Genomic DNA, 14,864 nt, shown 5'->3' with positions numbered 1-14,864 from the left:
AGTCAAATCAGTGAAAAATACCTGATAGTTGGGCGTCCGCTTTGCAGGTTCGGTGCAATACTACTAGCCGCGTAGCTCGGCGCGAATTCCCTTCCGCCACGCAAAGCCGTTTTCTTTAAACCGCGACCCCTTCCTCGCTCCCATTCACCGCTGCCTCCAGCAAGCGCTTCTCCGGCAACTTCACGCGCGCTGTGCACCGTCACCTTCGACTGGAACAGCGCATAGGCGAGTTGGCTCAATAGCGCGGGACGGATCTCGATAGCGGTGAAGCGGTTCGAGGCCTTGTTTCCGATCAAGACGTCGGCGGCGATGCCAAGAGGCCGGGCGGCAGCGCACCCCACTGCAGTTAACCTCGTCCCAAGGATTACCGCCCTAGGGTCCGCTCATGCGCTTGGCGACAATCACCAACTGGGCCTATGGCGCGACCGTCCTGCTGACGATCGTGTCGAGCACGACGATGATCTTTGCGTCGAACGCGCAGGAGCGCGAGCGCGAGGCGGTCGAGCAACGCTATCGGCTCGACCGGGCCACCGGCACGCTGGGCGACGAAATCTATCGGTTGAGCGACCGCGCACGGCAATATGTCAACACGGGCGATCCGACCTATCTGGCCGGCTATCGCAGCGAGGTGGCCGCGCTGGCGAGCGTCGAGCAGCGGATTCGCCACATCGGCGACGCCGGGGCGTCGGCGAGCGAGCTCGATGCGCTGAAAAAGGCGATCGCGCTCGCCGATACGCTGCACGACGAACAGGAAACCGCGCTGGCGGCGCAGGAGCGCGGCGATGCCGCGACCGCGCGCCAGATTTTGTTCGGCCCCGAATATGAGCGGCAGCTCGACCGGTCCGAACTGGAGGTCCAGCGGTTCCAGGACCAGCTCGACAGCCGCATCGAGGAACGGGTCGCCGACGCGACCGAGGTGTCGATCCTGTGGAAGCGGATTTCGGAGGTCGTGCTGGCGCTCACCGCGCTGCTCGTCCTGTGCGTGCTCTATTTCGTCTTCAAACGCCGCGTGCTGCACCCGGTCGTCAGGCTGAGCGACGTCGTCAACCGGCTGGCGGTGCAGGATTTCGCCGCCGAACCGCCTACGGTCGAACATATCGACGAAATCGGCGACATGGCGCAGGCGATCCGCCTGTTTCGCGAAAACGGCATCGAACGCCAGCGGCTCGAGGTCGAGCGCGACGCCGACCGGTCGATGCGCGACCTGTTGTCGCGGATGACCCAGCGCATGCAGGGAAGCGACACGCTGCACGACCTGAAAGAGGTCGTCCGGCGCTTCATTCCCGAGATCGTCCCCGACCTTCCGGGACGGCTCTATCTGCTCGACCAGCAGAGCAAGCTGGTGGTCGAGGCGTGCAGCTGGCTGGGCCCGGTGCGATCGAGCGCGCAGTTTTCGGCGACGTCTTGCTGGGCGCTGCGGCGCGGCCTGCGTCATCGCCCGGCGGGCGACCATGTCGACGTGCCGTGCGACCACATCGACTGGAACGCCGAGGCGCCGGTCGACAGCCTGTGCCTGCCGCTGATGGCGCAGCGCGAGACTTTGGGCCTGCTCTATTTCGAAATGCCCGCGGGCGCGGCGAACCGCGGCGCGGCGCAGCTGATCTATTTCGACATGCTTGCCGAGAATATCGGCCTCGCCATCGCCAATCTACAGCTGCGCGATTCGCTGCGCGAAATGGCGATGGCCGACCCGCTGACCGGGCTAGCCAACCGCCGGCAGCTGGGCCATGTGCTGGAAACGCAGATCGCGCAGGCCGTGCGCGACGGCGAGCCGCTGAGCTGCCTGATGATCGACGTCGACCATTTCAAGCGCTTCAACGACGTCCATGGCCATGAGGCGGGCGACGCGGTGCTGCGCGCGGTCGGGCGGGTGCTGGCCAATGTCACGCGCGAGCCGGAGTTCGCCTTTCGCTATGGCGGCGAAGAGTTTCTGTTGCTGTTGCCCGCGCTGTCGCCCGAACAGGCGGCGGAGCGCGCGCAGGACATCCGCGACCGCATCGCGACGATCGAACTCGCGCATGCCGGCGGCGAGCCGGGCGGCCTGTCGGTGTCGATCGGCCTGGCGGTGGCGCCACTGCATTGCGATTTTTCGCGCCTCATTCCGACCGCCGATGCCGCGCTGCTCCGCGCCAAGGCGCTGGGGCGCGACCGGGTGGAAGTGGCGCAGGTCCGCAAGGCCGCGGCGCTCTAGGCTGCGACCGCTTCCTCGCTGCCGCTGCCCGCGGCTTCGAGCAGGCGTTTCTCGAGCGACTTCACCCGCGCCGCGCTGTCGATCTTGTCGCCGATCAGGTCGGTCACGTAAAAGGTATCGACCGCGCGTTCGCCATAGGTCGCGACATGCGCGCTGTGCACCGTCACCTTCGACTGGAAGAGCGCATAGGCGAGCTGATTGAGCAGCGCGGGACGGTCCTGCGCGTTGACCTCGATCACCGTGAAGCGGTTCGAGGCCTTATTGTCGACGAAGACATTGGGGGCGATGCGGAACGCCTCGGCGCGGGCGCGGGGGAGCGCGCGCGCCTCGAGTTTCGGAAGCAATTTGTGGCGGTTGGCGAGCGCGTCCTCGATCGCGCGGGTCAGGCGGTCGATCTGCCCCGCCTCGGCGAAGGGGCGCCCGAGCGGGTCCTGGACGAGGAAATTGTCGAGCGCGAGGCCGTCGCGCGTCGTGTGGATGCGCGCGTCGATGATGTTGCCGCCGGCAAGGTGGATGCCCCCCGCGATGCGATAAAAAAGCCCCGGATGGTCGGCGGCGAGCACCATCACCAGCGTCGCGCCGCGATCCTGATCGGGGACGGCCGCGATGTGCAGCGGGGTATCGCCCGCCTGCTGCATATGGCGCAAGTTGGCGGCGATGACCTCGACCGGTTCGGCGATCCAGTAACTTTCGGGGAGGCGCTTCGCGAGCCGGGCAAAGCTCTTCTCGTCGAGGCCGAGCAGCGCCTGCGCATCCTCTTTCTTGTTCGCGATCCGCTGTTCGCGGCCCTTTTGCTTGTGGCCGAGGCGCAGCACTTCCTCGGCGGCGTCGAACAGCTCGGTGAGCAATTGCCGTTTCCAGCTGTTCCACACCCCGGGGCCGACGGCGCGGATGTCGACGACGGTGAGCACGAGGAGCAGGCGGAGGCGTTCGGGGCTTTGCACCTGCCCGGCGAAATCGAGGATCGTCTTGAAATCGGCGAGGTCGCGCTTGAACGCGGTCGCCGACATCAGCAGGTGATGGCGCACGAGCCACGAGACGGTCTCGGTCTCGGCCTCGCTGAGTCCCAGCCGCGGACAGACGCGCAGCGCGAGTTCGGCGCCGAGCACGCTATGGTCGCCGCCGCGCCCCTTGGCGATGTCGTGGAGCAGCACCGCGACATAGATGGTCCGGCGCGAATGGATCTGGTCCATGATCGCGGTCGACAGCGGATGGTCGTCGCCGAGCCGGTTCTGCTCGATGTCGGCGAGCAGCCCGATCGCACGGATCGTATGTTCGTCGACGGTGTAGTGATGATACATGTCGAACTGCATCTGCGCGACGACGCGGCCGAAGTCGGGCACGAAGCGGCCGAACACCCCCGCCTCGTTCATCCAGCGCAGCACCGTTTCGGGATCGCGCGGGGACGTCAGCACGTCGAGGAACAGCGCGTTCGCGCGCGCGATGCGCCGCACCCCGCGCGCGTCGATCAGCTTGGCATCGTGGCGCGCCTGGCGCATCGCCTGCGGGTGGATTTCTAGGCCATATTTGTCGGCGAGCGCGAAGATTTCGATCAGGCGTACCGGGTCGGCCTGAAAGAAATCGTCCGTCGGCAGCGCGAGGCGGCCGCGGTCGAGCACGAAGCCGTTGAGCCGGCCCGGGCGGCGGCGGATCGTCGGCAGGAAGCGCCGCCCGCGCGCCGCGAGCTGGTCGTCGAGATGGGCGAGAAAGGTGCCGGTGACGTCGCCGACGCTTTTCGCATGGATGAAATAGAGCTGCATGAAGCGCTCGACCGCGCTCTTGCCCGGGCGCTCGGCGAAATGCATGCGGCGCGCGATCTCGGGCTGGAAATCGAAGGTCAGCCGGTCCTCGGCGCGCCCCGCGAGCGTGTGGAGGTGGCAACGCACCGCGAGCAGGAAATTCTCGGCGCGCGCGAATTGCCGAAGCTCGCGGGTCGAGAGCAGCCCCGCGTCGACGAGTTCGGGGACAGTGCGCACGCGGTGGATGAACTTGCCGATCCAGAACAGCGTGTGGAGGTCGCGCAGCCCCCCCTTGCCTTCCTTCACATTGGGTTCGACGACATAGCGCGAATCGCCCATGCGCTTGTGCCGTTCGTCACGCTCGGCGAGCTTTTCGGCCACGAAGCTCCGCGCGTTGCCCGCGACGACCTCGGCATCGAAGCGCGCCGAGGCCTGATCGTAAAGATCGCGGTCGCCCCAGATGAAGCGCCCTTCGAGCAACGCGGTGCGGATCGTGAGATCGTCCTTCGCCGCGCGCACCATCTCGTCGATCGAGCGCGACGAATGGCCGACCTTCAGCCCGAGGTCCCAGAGCGTGTAGAGCTGCGCCTCGATCACCTGTTCGGTCCAGCTCGTCTGCTTGAACGGGGTGAGGAAGCCGATGTCGATGTCGCTGTACGGCGCCATTTCGGCGCGGCCATAACCGCCGACCGCGATGATGGTGATACGCTCGCCCGCTGAACGATTGCCGGCGGGATAGAGATGATCGACGGTGAAATCATAGGACAGGCGGATGATCTGGTCGATCAGGAAGGCGGTCGCGCTGGCGGCGAGGCGGCCCGACGAGGGCGCTTCGAGCAGGCGGCGGGCGATTTCGGCGCGCCCTTCCTCGAGCGAGACCTTGAGCAGGTCGACGAGCGCGCGCCGGCGCTTGCCGGTATCGCTGGTCTCGGCGGCGACGGCCTCGAGCCGCTCGGCGAGCGCGCGGCGATCGATGATCGCGCGGCGGCCGTCGAGATGCGCGAAGATATCGCTCATACCTCGCCCCCGGTCGCCTTGAGCCGGTAGAGCGCGTCGAGCGCCTCGCGCGGGGTGAGCGCGTCGGGATCGATGCTTGCGAGCGCCTCGCGCAGCGCATCCTTCACCGGCGCGGGTTCAGCGGCAAGCGTCGCGGCGAACAGCGGCAGGTCGTCGAGCCCCGCGGCGAGGCCGCCGGTCTTTTCGCGTCCGGCTTCAAGCTTCGCGAGCACCGCTTCGGCGCGCTTCACCACCTTGGGCGAGACGCCCGCGAGGCGCGCGACCGCGAGGCCGTAGCTGCGGTCGGCGGGGCCGTCGGCGAGCTCGTGGAGGAGGACAAGGTCGCCCTGCCATTCTCGCGCGCGGACATGGTGGAGCGACAGCGCGTCGAGGCTTTCGGCGAGGCGGGTGAGTTCGTGATAATGGGTCGCGAACAGGCAGCGGCACTTGTTCACTTCGTGCACCGCCTCGACCACCGCCCAAGCGAGCGCGAGCCCGTCATAGGTCGAGGTGCCGCGCCCGACCTCGTCCAAGATGACGAAGCTTTGCGGGGTCGCCTGCGCGAGGATCGCGGCGGTTTCGACCATTTCGACCATGAAGGTCGAGCGCCCGCGCGCGAGATTGTCGCTGGCGCCGACGCGGCTGAAGAGGCGGTCGACGAGGCCGAGCCTCGCCGAAGCCGCGGGGACGAAGCCCCCCGCCTGCGCGAGGACGACGATCAGCGCATTCTGGCGCAGGAAGGTCGATTTACCGCCCATGTTCGGCCCGGTGACGAGCCAGAGCCGATCGGCCTCCGCCAGCGACAGATCGTTGGGGACGAAGCGTTCGCCCGCCTTGGCCAGCGCCGCCTCGACCACCGGGTGGCGGCCGCCGGTGACGTCGAGGCACGGGGTGTCGGCGAGGTCGGGGCGGCACCAATTGTGGCTCATCGCATGGTCGGCGAGCGCGGCGGCGACGTCGAGCCGTGCGAGAACGTCGCACGAGGCGGCGATCGCCTCGCGCCGCGCGGTCGCAGCATCGGTCAGCGCCTCGAGATGCGCGGCCTCGGCGGCGATCGCATGGACGCCCGCCTGCGTCACCCGGCTCGCCGCCTCGTGCAGGTCCGACGAATTGAAGCGCACCACCCCGGCGAGGGTCTGGCGATGGGTGAAGCCCGATTCGGGCGCCATCAGCGCGTCGGCGTGCTTCGCGGGCACCTCGACATGATAGCCGAGCACACCATTGTGGCGGATCTTCAGCGCGGCGATGCCGGTGCGGTCGCGATAATCGGCCTCGAGCGCGGCGATCGCCTTGCGCCCGTCGCGCGCGGTTTCGCGCAGCGCGTCGAGCGCATGGTCATAGCCCTCGGCGACATAACCGCCCTGCGCGGCGTCGACCGGCGGGGTTTCGATCAAGGCGCGGCTGAGTTCGTCGACGAGTGCGCCATGGCCGTCGAGGCCGGGAAGCAGGCGGGCGAGCAAGGGCGGCAGGTCGGTCCGGCGGCCGAGCCGTTCGCGCAAGACGCGCGCGCCGCCGAGCGCATCGCGCAGCTGGGCGAGGTCGCGCGGCCCGCCACGCCCCGCGACGAGGCGGCCGAGCGCGCGCCCGGCGTCGGGCAGCGCGCGCAGGTCGCTGCGGAGTTCGCCGCGCCACAGCGCATCGCGCGCGAAGGCGTCGACGAGGTCGAGCCGGTCGAGGATCGCGTCCTTGTCGGTGAGCGGACTCGCCAGATCGTCGGCGAGCAGGCGCGCGCCGGCGGCGGTGACCGTGCGGTCGATCGTGCCGAGCAGGCTGCCGTCGCGCGACCCCGCCATGGTGCGGACGAGTTCAAGGCTTTCGCGCGTCGCCGCGTCGATCGCCATGCGCCCCGACGCGAGGTGCCGCACCGGCGGCTGGAGGAAGACGGTCGTGCCGGTGCCGACATGGTCGAGATAGGCGGCGATGGCGCCCATCGCGGCGATCTCGCCGCGGCTGAACTGGCCGAAACCGTCGAGCGTCTGGACGCCGAACAGCGTCATGAGACGCTTTTCCGCCGCGCCGCTCGAAAAGTCCGATGTCGGCCGGCGCACCACCTGCCGCACGCTCCACGCCGGAAGCTCGCCAACGGCTTCGCTGACCAGCAGTTCGGACGGCGCGAGGCGGGCGAGTTCGGCGTCGACCGCCTCGCGGCGCACCGCGACGACCTCGAACCGCCCGGTCGAGATATCGGCGGCGGCGATCGCGACCTCGCCCTCGCTGCCGACCTCGGCGAGCGCCGCGAGCCGGTTGGCGCTGCGCCCTTCGAGCAGGCTTTCCTCGGTGAGCGTACCCGCGGTGACGAAGCGCACGATCGCGCGCGCGACGAGCGCCTTCGACCCGCCGCGCGCCTTGGCCTCGGCGGGGCTTTCGACCTGTTCGGCGATCGCGACGCGGTGCCCGGCGCGGATCAACCGCGCGAGATAGGATTCGGCGGCATGCACCGGCACGCCGCACATCGGCACCGGTTCGCCGCCATGTTCGCCGCGCGACGTCAATGCGATGTCGAGCGTCGCGGCGGCAGCCTTGGCATCGTCGAAGAAGAGTTCGAAGAAGTCGCCCATGCGATAGAAGAGCAGGCAATCGCCCGCCTTTTCCTTGAGCGACCAATATTGCGCCATCATCGGTGTCGGGGCGGAGGGCTTGGCGGCGGAAAGGGCGGCGGTTGCGGACATCGCGCCCTGATTAGTGATTGGGGGGCGCATGGCAAGGCGCGGGTAGCGAATGTCGGCTTTGGGGTGGGAAGCTGCCCACCCCATTTCGTCATCCCGGACTTGATCCGGGATCCCACTTTTTGAAGCATCCGCAGACTTCGACCTCAAGCGGGACCCCGGATCAAGTCCGGGGTGACGATGAAGAATAGGGCGGCAATCGGTCGCAACCGGTCGTTTGCTGCCCCCAAAGAGGGGGCGTTTACCTCGCGCCGAACAGCGCGGTCCCCACGCGCACGTGCGTCGCGCCGAGCATCACCGCGCTCTCGTAATCGCCGCTCATGCCCATCGAGCGCAGCGGCAGGCCGTGACGCTCGGCGAGTTCGTCGAGCAGCGCGAAATAGGGGGTCGGTGCGACATCGGCGGGCGGGATCGCCATCAGCCCGTCGATTTTCAGCCCGGCGTCGGTCGCCTGCGCCAGCAGCGCGGGCAGGTCGGCGACCGCGCAGCCGCCCTTCTGTTCCTCGTCGCCGATATTCACCTGCACGAACAGCAGGGGCTGCCCGCCCGCCTTCTCGCACGCCCGTGCCAGCGCGGTGACCAGCGACGGCCGGTCGACCGAGTGGATCGCGTCGAACAGCGCGACGGCTTCCTCGGCCTTGTTCGATTGCAGCTGCCCGATCAGGTGGAGCACGATATCGGACGTTCCGCCGCGCAGTTCGGGCCATTTGCCCGCTGCTTCCTGGACGCGATTCTCGCCGAAATGGCGCTGTCCGGCGGCGATCAGCGGGCGAATCGTCGAAGCGTCGTGCGTCTTCGACACCGCGATCAGCTGGACGTCGCTCGCTTTGCGTCCCGCACGCGCCGCAGCGGCGGCGATTCCCGCTTCGACCCCGGCCAATCGCTGCGCTGCACTGTCCATGTCCGATCCTTCGCTGGCGCCCACGCGTTGCGCGCGGCGGCGACGCGCCTATAGAAAAGCCGATGCCCCGGCGCCACCCCTTCTCAAGACCATCGGGCCGACTGCCGCAGCGCTGGCTGTTCACCGATGCGCGGCTCGGCGATGCGGTGCTCGCCGCCGCCGCCGCGCTGCCGCCGGGAAGCGGCATCGTCATCCGCGACGACGACCGCGCGCCGGGCGATCGCTGGCGGCTGGTCCGCCACCTCGCGCGAATCGCCAAAACCCGCAGCCTCCTGTTGCTGCTCGCTGGGCCACCCGCACTGGCGCGGCGCTGGGGCGCCGGCGGCGTTCACCTGCGCCGGCATCACGCCAAGCATGCGCCGCAGGCGCGCCGCCTCGGCCTGATCGTCTCGATGCCCGTCCACGACCCCCGCGAAGCCCGCACCGCGCGCCGCGCGCGCGCCGACCTCGCCTTTGTCTCGCCGCTGCACCCAACGCGCTCGCATCCCGGCGCCCCGGCGCTCGGCCCTGCCGCATGGCTGCGCCTTGCGCGGCTCGCCAAGGCGCAAGCGATCGCGCTCGGCGGCATGACCCCCGCCCGCGCGCGTGCGCTCCATCGAGCGAGCGCGCACGAAATCCCCCCCGGGTGGGCGGCGATCGATCATTGGTTGGAAAAAGCGGTGAAGCGCCGGAGTTAGAAGGCGCCAGCGTTAGAAGCGGAACGCGGTGCCCACATATACCGCCTGGCTGTCGCGGCGGGTGTCGGTCAGCGGCTGGACACTGTCCTCGCTCTTGTACCGCACCCCGGCGGTGACATCGATGTTCTTGGTCAGGCGATAGCTGCTGACGACATCGACGGCCTGGTCGTCGCCCGGCGCGGTCAGGCGATCGGTCGCGCCGGCGGGATCGCTCGGGCGTGCCAGCATGCGCGTCGCGAAGCGCGACTTCTTTTCATTCTGCTCGGGCGCCTTCGCCTGCGGCAGGTTGCGCAGGTCGATGCCGCGCGGCAGCGTCGGGGTCACGAATTTCTCGAACCCGACCGAAGCGCCGAGATTGTAGGCGACGGGCGTGATCGCGACGGGGGCCTTGCGGCCCTGCACCAGCGCCGAGGTCATCGCGGCGCTCGAGGCGTCGTCGCGGGCGCGAATCACCACGGTGATCGCGCGGTTCTGACGATTCTCGTCGGTCAGCGCGGGGGTGAAGCTGAAGTTGCTGCGGGCATCGGCCGAGACCTTGGCATAGCGTGCGATCAGGCGCGGATCGCCCGAAGCGGGGGTGAATTGCCCCAGCAGGGTTTCCGACAGGCTTGTTTCGCGGATGCGGTCGGCGCGGCTCATCGCGGCGAGGGCGGGGGGCAGGGCAAGCGAAACCGTCGCCAAAACGACGACCCCTGCTTTCCAGAAATGGCGCTTGCTGCGCGGCATTGTCTGCGACTCCAACCCCAGTACCCTCATCAGATAGGCCGAACGCACCGACTTTTCCAGTGATTCGCGAGAAAGCAATTCTTTATGCCCCATATTTCGCGGGGCTGTTGCGCGATCACCACAGTGCGACGCCAAGCTGTCTCCCCGATGAACGCCGCGAACAAGCCGATTGCCGCGCTTGCCGCCGCGCGGCAACGGCGATAGAGACGCTGGAAATCCAGCAAGCGCGGCGGTCGCCCGCGCCCGATGTATAAGGTGTTCCGGCATGTTCCAGCTTTCCGTCCCTGCCAAGTTCGGCGCCACGCTCGGTCGCCGTTCGGCCACGCTCGCGCTCCTCGGGGTCGCGGCGCTCGGCCTTTCGGCGTGCGGTGGCAAAGAACGGCCGCGTGCCGACCTCGCTGCGTCGCAGGTCACGACGATCGGCGTGAACTCCTATCTGTGGCGCGCTAGCCTCGACGCGCTGTCGTTCATGCCGCTGCTTCAGGCCGATTCGTCGGGCGGCGTCATCATCACCGACTGGTACGCCAACCCCGGCAACCCGAACGAGCGGATGAAGGTCACCGTGTCGATCCTCGACCGCGATCTGCGCGCCGACGCGCTGCGCGTCGCCGCCTCGCGCCAGGTCGCGCAGGGCGGCACTTGGGTCGACGCGCCGGTTCAGGCGGCGACGGTCCAGAAGCTCGAGGAAATCATCCTCACCCGCGCTCGCGACCTGCGCCGTTCGGCCTTCGAGGGCTAATAACCCGGCGCGGATACGCGCCGACAGACATCAACGGGGTAAAAACGAATGACCCGCGAACCGCGCTTTGGCGCCCTCGCCGCCGATGCCCGCTGGCAGGCGGCGTGGGAGGCCGCGAACAGCTTTGCCACGACCGAGACGGCGGACAAGCCCAAGGCCTATATCCTCGAGATGTTCCCCTATCCCTCGGGGCGCATCCACATGGGGCATGTCCGCAACTATGCGATGGGCGACGTGCTTGCGCGCTTCAAGCGGATGACCGGGCACGACGTCCTCCACCCGATGGGCTGGGACGCCTTCGGCATGCCGGCGGAAAATGCGGCGATGGAAAAGGGCGTCCACCCCGGCGGCTGGACCCGCGACAATATCGCCTCGATGCGCGGCCAGCTGAAGCGCCTCGGTCTCGCGATCGACTGGAGCCGCGAACTCGCGACCTGCGAGCCCGATTATTACGGCCAGGAACAGGCCTTGTTCCTCGACCTGTTCGCGCACGGCCTCGTCACGCGCAAGCACAGCTACGTCAACTGGGACCCCGTCGACCTGACCGTGCTCGCCAACGAGCAGGTGATCGACGGCCGCGGCTGGCGTTCGGGCGCGCTCGTCGAGAAAAAGAAACTGTCGCAGTGGTTTTTGAAGATCACCGACTTCGCCGAGGAACTGCTCGACGGCCTCGGCAGCCTCGACAGCTGGCCCGACAAGGTGCGGCTGATGCAGGAAAACTGGATCGGCAAGTCGCAGGGGCTGGAATTCAGCTTCAAGCTTGCTGGCGGCGCGCCGGGCTTCGACGTCTTCACGACGCGCCCCGACACGCTCTATGGCGCGAGCTTCGCGGCGATCTCGCCCGACCATCCGCTTGCCGAGAAGCTGGCGAAGGACGCGCCCGAGCTGGCCGCCTTCATCGAGGAATGCCGCCGTCAGGGCACCGCCGCCGAGCAGATCGACACCGCTGAAAAGCTCGGCTTCGATACCGGCCTCGCGGTCGAGCATCCGCTCGACCCCGCGCTGCACCTGCCCGTCTGGGTCGTGAACTATGTGCTGATGGATTATGGCACCGGCGCGATCTTCGGCTGCCCGGCGCACGACCAGCGCGACCTCGATTTCGCGAGAAAGTACGAACTGCCGGTCCTCCGCGTGATCGCCGATGGCGACGAGACCGCGCAGCATTTCAGCGGCGACGAGGCCTACACCGGCCCCGGCAAGCTGGTGAACAGCCACTTCCTCGACGGCATGACGATCGACGAGGCCAAGGCCGCGATCGTCGCGCGCGCCGAGCATGAGGGCTGGGGCAAGGGCACGACCGTGTGGCGCCTGCGCGACTGGGGCGTCTCGCGCCAGCGCTACTGGGGCACCCCGATCCCCTTCATCCATTGCGACGCCTGCGGCCTGGTCCCGGTGCCGAAAGCGCAGCTTCCCGTCGTGCTGCCCGAGGACGCCGATTTCTCGGTCCCCGGCAATCCGCTCGATCGCCATCCGACGTGGAAACATGTCGCCTGCCCGTCGTGCGGCGGCGAAGCGGTGCGCGAAACCGACACGCTCGACACCTTCGTCGATTCCTCCTGGTATTTCCTGCGCTTCGCCTCGGCGCCGTCGGACAAGCCGTTCGATCCCGAGGTGATCCGCCGCTGGCTGCCCGTCGACCAGTATATCGGCGGCATCGAGCATGCGATCCTCCACCTGCTCTACGCGCGCTTCTGGACGCGCGCGCTCAACAAGCTGGGGATGATCGACATCAAGGAGCCGTTCGCCAGCCTGTTCACGCAGGGCATGGTGACGCACGAAACCTATAGCCGCGATCAGGGCGAAGGCTTGCCGCCGCTCTACTTCACTCCCGACGAGATCAGCCGCAGCGCCGAGGGTGCGACGCTCGAATCCGATGGCGCGCGGGTCGATGTCGGCCGCGTGATCAAGATGTCGAAGTCGAAGAAGAATGTCGTCGATCCCGATGCCATCCTCGACCAATATGGCGCCGACGCGGCGCGCTGGTTCATGCTCTCCGACAGCCCGCCCGAACGCGACCTGCCTTGGAGCGAGGCGGGCATCGAGGGCGCCTGGCGTTTCGTCCAGCGCCTGTGGCGTCTGTTCGGCGACACCGAAAATATCGGCGACGGCGCCGAGGACAAGGGTCTCGCGCGCAAGCTGCACCAGGCGATCGCCGGCGTCGCCGCCGACATCGAGGCGCTCGGCTTCAACAAGGCGGTCGCGAAAATCCACGCCCTCGCCAACGACGTCGAAAAGGCCGCCCCCTCGGCGACCCGCGCCGAAGCGTGCCGCACCCTGATCCTGCTCGTCGCACCGATGCTGCCGCACCTCGCCGAGGAAGCCTGGGCGGCGCTGCCGGAAGGCCGGCGCACCACCGCGATGATCGCCGACGCCGCATGGCCGCACGCCGATCCGGCACTTCTCGTCGATGACGAGGTGACGATCGCGATCCAGATGGCGGGCAAGCTGCGCGATACGATGACGATCGCGAAGGGTCTCGACAAGGAAGCGACCGAAGCCGCGGCGCTCGCGCGCCCGCGCATCGTCGAACTGCTCGCCGGTGCGTCGCCGAAGAAGGTGATTGTGGTCCCCGACCGTTTGGTGAATATCGTACCCTGATATGCGCAAGCTGCTCGCCCCCCTCGTCGCCGCCTCGCTGCTCCTTGGCGGTTGCGGCCTGCGCCCGCTCTATGCGAGCGGCAGCGACGGGGCGGTGGCGACGATCCTTGCCGACGTCGATGTCGCGCCGATCGAGGGGCATCAGGGCTGGCTCGTCCGCAACGCGCTGCGCGACCGGCTCGTCGCGGCGCAGAACGGGCAGGGCGCGGGCAAGCGCCTGCGCCTCGACGTCCGGCTCGAGGACAGCATCACCGGTTTCGGCGTCCGCGCCGACGATGCGGTGACCCGCGAACGCCGCACCCTGCGCGCGCGCTACCAGCTCGTCGATGCGGCGAGCGGCGAAGTGCTGCTCGACGCGACTGCCTTTTCCGATTCGGGGATCGACGTCGTCGGCAGCGAATATGCGACGATCGCCGCCGAATCGACCGCGCTTGAACGCCTCTCGTCGGCGGTGGCCGACCAGATCGTCGCCCGCCTCGCGGTCTTCGCCGATCGCGGCGGTGGCCGGATGTCCGACGCGCCGCCCGCCCCCGGCGGGCAATGAAGAGCGTCAAACCCGCCGAACTCGAACGGGTATCGCGGCTCGACCACCGCTTCATTCTCCTCACCGGCCCCGACGATGCGACGATGGGAGCCCTCGCCACGCGGCTGACCGGGCTTGCCGGCAAGGAGGCCGAACGGCTCGACCTCACCTCGTCGCAAATGTCGCAGGATCCGTCCTTGCTGGCTGCCGAGGCCGCGTCGATGTCGCTCTTCGCCGGCGCGCGGGTGATCCGGCTCGACATCCTGGGTAGCGGCGACGACAGCCTCGCCGCGGTCGAGGCGCTGCTCGCCGCCGACAGCGCGATCAACCCGGTGATCGCCACCGGCGCCTCGGTCACCGCCAAGTCGAAACTGGTCAAGCTCGTCGAAGGCTCGGACCATGGCGTTGCCGCCATCTGCTATCAGCCCGACCGCCGCGCGCTGGTCGGCATCGCGATGAGCGCGGCGGAAGGCGAAGGGCTGCGGCTCGGCAATGCCGAGGCGCAATTGCTGATCGACCTCGTCTCGGGTGACCAGGCGCTGATGCGCCGCGAGCTCGAAAAGATCGCGCTCTACCTCGACGCCGGCCGCGACCGCCAGCGCCAGGTCACCGCCGCCGACATCGCCGCCTTGGGCGCCGCGACGCACGAAGAGGACGTCAGCGAGGTGATCAACACCGCGCTCGGCGGCAAGGTCGGCGATCTCCCCGCGATGTTCGCCACCGCCGCCGCGGTCGGGGTCGCCGAAATCCGGATCATCCGCGCCCTCGCGATCCGCGCCACGCAATTGGCGCGGCTGCGCGCCGAGGTCGATGCCGGCGCGCACCCCGCGACCGTCGTGTCGGCGCGGAGCAGCGGCGTGTTCTGGAAGGAACAGGGCGCGGTCACCGCGCAGCTTCATATCTGGGATTCGGTGCGCATCGCGCGGCTGATGAGCCGGCTGCTCGACTGCGAACGCAGCCTCAAGGCGTCGGGCACCGCGGGCGGCGTGTTGTTCCGCAAACTCGTCACCGACATCGCGCATCAGGCGGCACGGGCGCGCTGAGCGGCGTCGGTAAAATCCTCCCTGTCACGNGGTGGAGGGGCGACGACGTAGCGCCATTGCCCCTC

General features: G+C 68.5%; 11 protein-coding genes. 6 read left to right on the top strand and 5 right to left on the bottom strand.

Going from position 1 to position 14,864, the window contains the following annotated elements; translation table 11 throughout:
* Positions 1-2 precede the first annotated feature (2 nt).
* A complete protein-coding gene (locus ASD67_RS22845) occupies positions 3-296 on the bottom strand; it encodes a hypothetical protein (RefSeq protein ID WP_162248522.1) in 294 nt (97 codons plus the stop codon).
* Positions 297-385: 89 nt separating this feature from the next.
* Here ASD67_RS22845 and ASD67_RS00325 point away from each other — a divergent pair, with 89 nt between their 5' ends.
* The gene (locus tag ASD67_RS00325; RefSeq protein WP_056341627.1) at positions 386-2,191 is read left to right on the top strand and encodes a diguanylate cyclase; all 1,806 of its coding nucleotides are present in this window, start codon (positions 386-388) and stop codon (positions 2,189-2,191) included.
* Here ASD67_RS00325 and ASD67_RS00320 read toward each other — a convergent pair.
* The 3 genes from ASD67_RS00320 to ASD67_RS00310 form a co-directional block, all read right to left on the bottom strand.
* The gene (locus ASD67_RS00320; protein WP_056341624.1) at positions 2,188-4,947 is read right to left on the bottom strand and encodes a [protein-PII] uridylyltransferase; all 2,760 of its coding nucleotides are present in this window, start codon (positions 4,945-4,947) and stop codon (positions 2,188-2,190) included. The genes ASD67_RS00325 and ASD67_RS00320 overlap by 4 nt on opposite strands.
* The gene (gene mutS / locus ASD67_RS00315) at positions 4,944-7,595 is read right to left on the bottom strand and encodes a DNA mismatch repair protein MutS (RefSeq protein WP_056341621.1); all 2,652 of its coding nucleotides are present in this window, start codon (positions 7,593-7,595) and stop codon (positions 4,944-4,946) included. Before mutS ends, ASD67_RS00320 begins: the two co-directional genes overlap by 4 nt.
* A 238-nt stretch (positions 7,596-7,833) precedes the next feature.
* On the bottom strand, positions 7,834-8,493 hold the full coding sequence (locus tag ASD67_RS00310) for a YggS family pyridoxal phosphate-dependent enzyme (protein WP_056341618.1): 660 nt from the start codon (positions 8,491-8,493) through the stop codon (positions 7,834-7,836).
* A 62-nt stretch (positions 8,494-8,555) separates the two neighbouring features.
* Here ASD67_RS00310 and ASD67_RS00305 point away from each other — a divergent pair, with 62 nt between their 5' ends.
* Complete coding sequence (locus ASD67_RS00305) at positions 8,556-9,170, top strand: thiamine phosphate synthase (protein WP_056341615.1); 615 nt, start codon at positions 8,556-8,558, stop codon at positions 9,168-9,170.
* A 12-nt stretch (positions 9,171-9,182) separates the two neighbouring features.
* On the opposite strand, the gene ASD67_RS00300 is transcribed toward ASD67_RS00305, so the two are convergent.
* A complete protein-coding gene (locus ASD67_RS00300) occupies positions 9,183-9,896 on the bottom strand; it encodes a hypothetical protein (protein WP_056341612.1) in 714 nt (237 codons plus the stop codon).
* A gap of 265 nt (positions 9,897-10,161) precedes the next feature.
* Between ASD67_RS00300 and ASD67_RS00295 the strand changes: the two genes are divergently transcribed.
* The 4 genes from ASD67_RS00295 to holA are packed head-to-tail and all read left to right on the top strand — an operon-like array spanning position 10,162 to position 14,799.
* Positions 10,162-10,635, top strand: coding sequence for a DUF3576 domain-containing protein (locus ASD67_RS00295; RefSeq protein ID WP_056341608.1), 474 nt, complete (start codon positions 10,162-10,164; stop codon positions 10,633-10,635).
* Positions 10,636-10,683: 48 nt separating this feature from the next.
* A complete protein-coding gene (gene leuS, locus ASD67_RS00290; RefSeq protein ID WP_056341604.1) occupies positions 10,684-13,233 on the top strand; it encodes a leucine--tRNA ligase in 2,550 nt (849 codons plus the stop codon).
* A 1-nt stretch (position 13,234) separates the two neighbouring features.
* Positions 13,235-13,777: an LPS assembly lipoprotein LptE gene (lptE, locus tag ASD67_RS00285; RefSeq protein ID WP_056341600.1), complete on the top strand. Its 543-nt coding sequence runs from the start codon at positions 13,235-13,237 to the stop codon at positions 13,775-13,777.
* On the top strand, positions 13,774-14,799 hold the full coding sequence (gene holA / locus ASD67_RS00280) for a DNA polymerase III subunit delta (protein WP_056341598.1): 1,026 nt from the start codon (positions 13,774-13,776) through the stop codon (positions 14,797-14,799). Before lptE ends, holA begins: the two co-directional genes overlap by 4 nt.
* The last annotated feature ends 65 nt before the right edge of the window (positions 14,800-14,864 follow it).

The sequence above is a fragment of the Sphingopyxis sp. Root1497 genome (assembly GCF_001427085.1).
Classification (GTDB): Bacteria; Pseudomonadota; Alphaproteobacteria; order Sphingomonadales; family Sphingomonadaceae; genus Sphingopyxis.
The sequence above is the reverse complement of the archived record's forward strand: the minus strand, read 5'-3'. Positions and strand labels throughout refer to the sequence as shown.

Excerpts from the sequence above, each read along its gene's own strand:
- ASD67_RS00325 (WP_056341627.1), top strand. The coding sequence starts at position 386 with ATGCGCTTGGCGACAATCACCAACTGGGCCTATGGCGCGACCGTCCTG.
- ASD67_RS00320 (WP_056341624.1), bottom strand. The coding sequence starts at position 4,947 with ATGAGCGATATCTTCGCGCATCTCGACGGCCGCCGCGCGATCATCGAT.
- mutS (WP_056341621.1), bottom strand. The coding sequence starts at position 7,595 with ATGTCCGCAACCGCCGCCCTTTCCGCCGCCAAGCCCTCCGCCCCGACA.
- ASD67_RS00310 (WP_056341618.1), bottom strand. The coding sequence starts at position 8,493 with ATGGACAGTGCAGCGCAGCGATTGGCCGGGGTCGAAGCGGGAATCGCC.
- ASD67_RS00305 (WP_056341615.1), top strand. The coding sequence starts at position 8,556 with ATGCCCCGGCGCCACCCCTTCTCAAGACCATCGGGCCGACTGCCGCAG.
- ASD67_RS00300 (WP_056341612.1), bottom strand. The coding sequence starts at position 9,896 with ATGCCGCGCAGCAAGCGCCATTTCTGGAAAGCAGGGGTCGTCGTTTTG.
- ASD67_RS00295 (WP_056341608.1), top strand. The coding sequence starts at position 10,162 with ATGTTCCAGCTTTCCGTCCCTGCCAAGTTCGGCGCCACGCTCGGTCGC.
- leuS (WP_056341604.1), top strand. The coding sequence starts at position 10,684 with ATGACCCGCGAACCGCGCTTTGGCGCCCTCGCCGCCGATGCCCGCTGG.
- lptE (WP_056341600.1), top strand. The coding sequence starts at position 13,235 with ATGCGCAAGCTGCTCGCCCCCCTCGTCGCCGCCTCGCTGCTCCTTGGC.
- holA (WP_056341598.1), top strand. The coding sequence starts at position 13,774 with ATGAAGAGCGTCAAACCCGCCGAACTCGAACGGGTATCGCGGCTCGAC.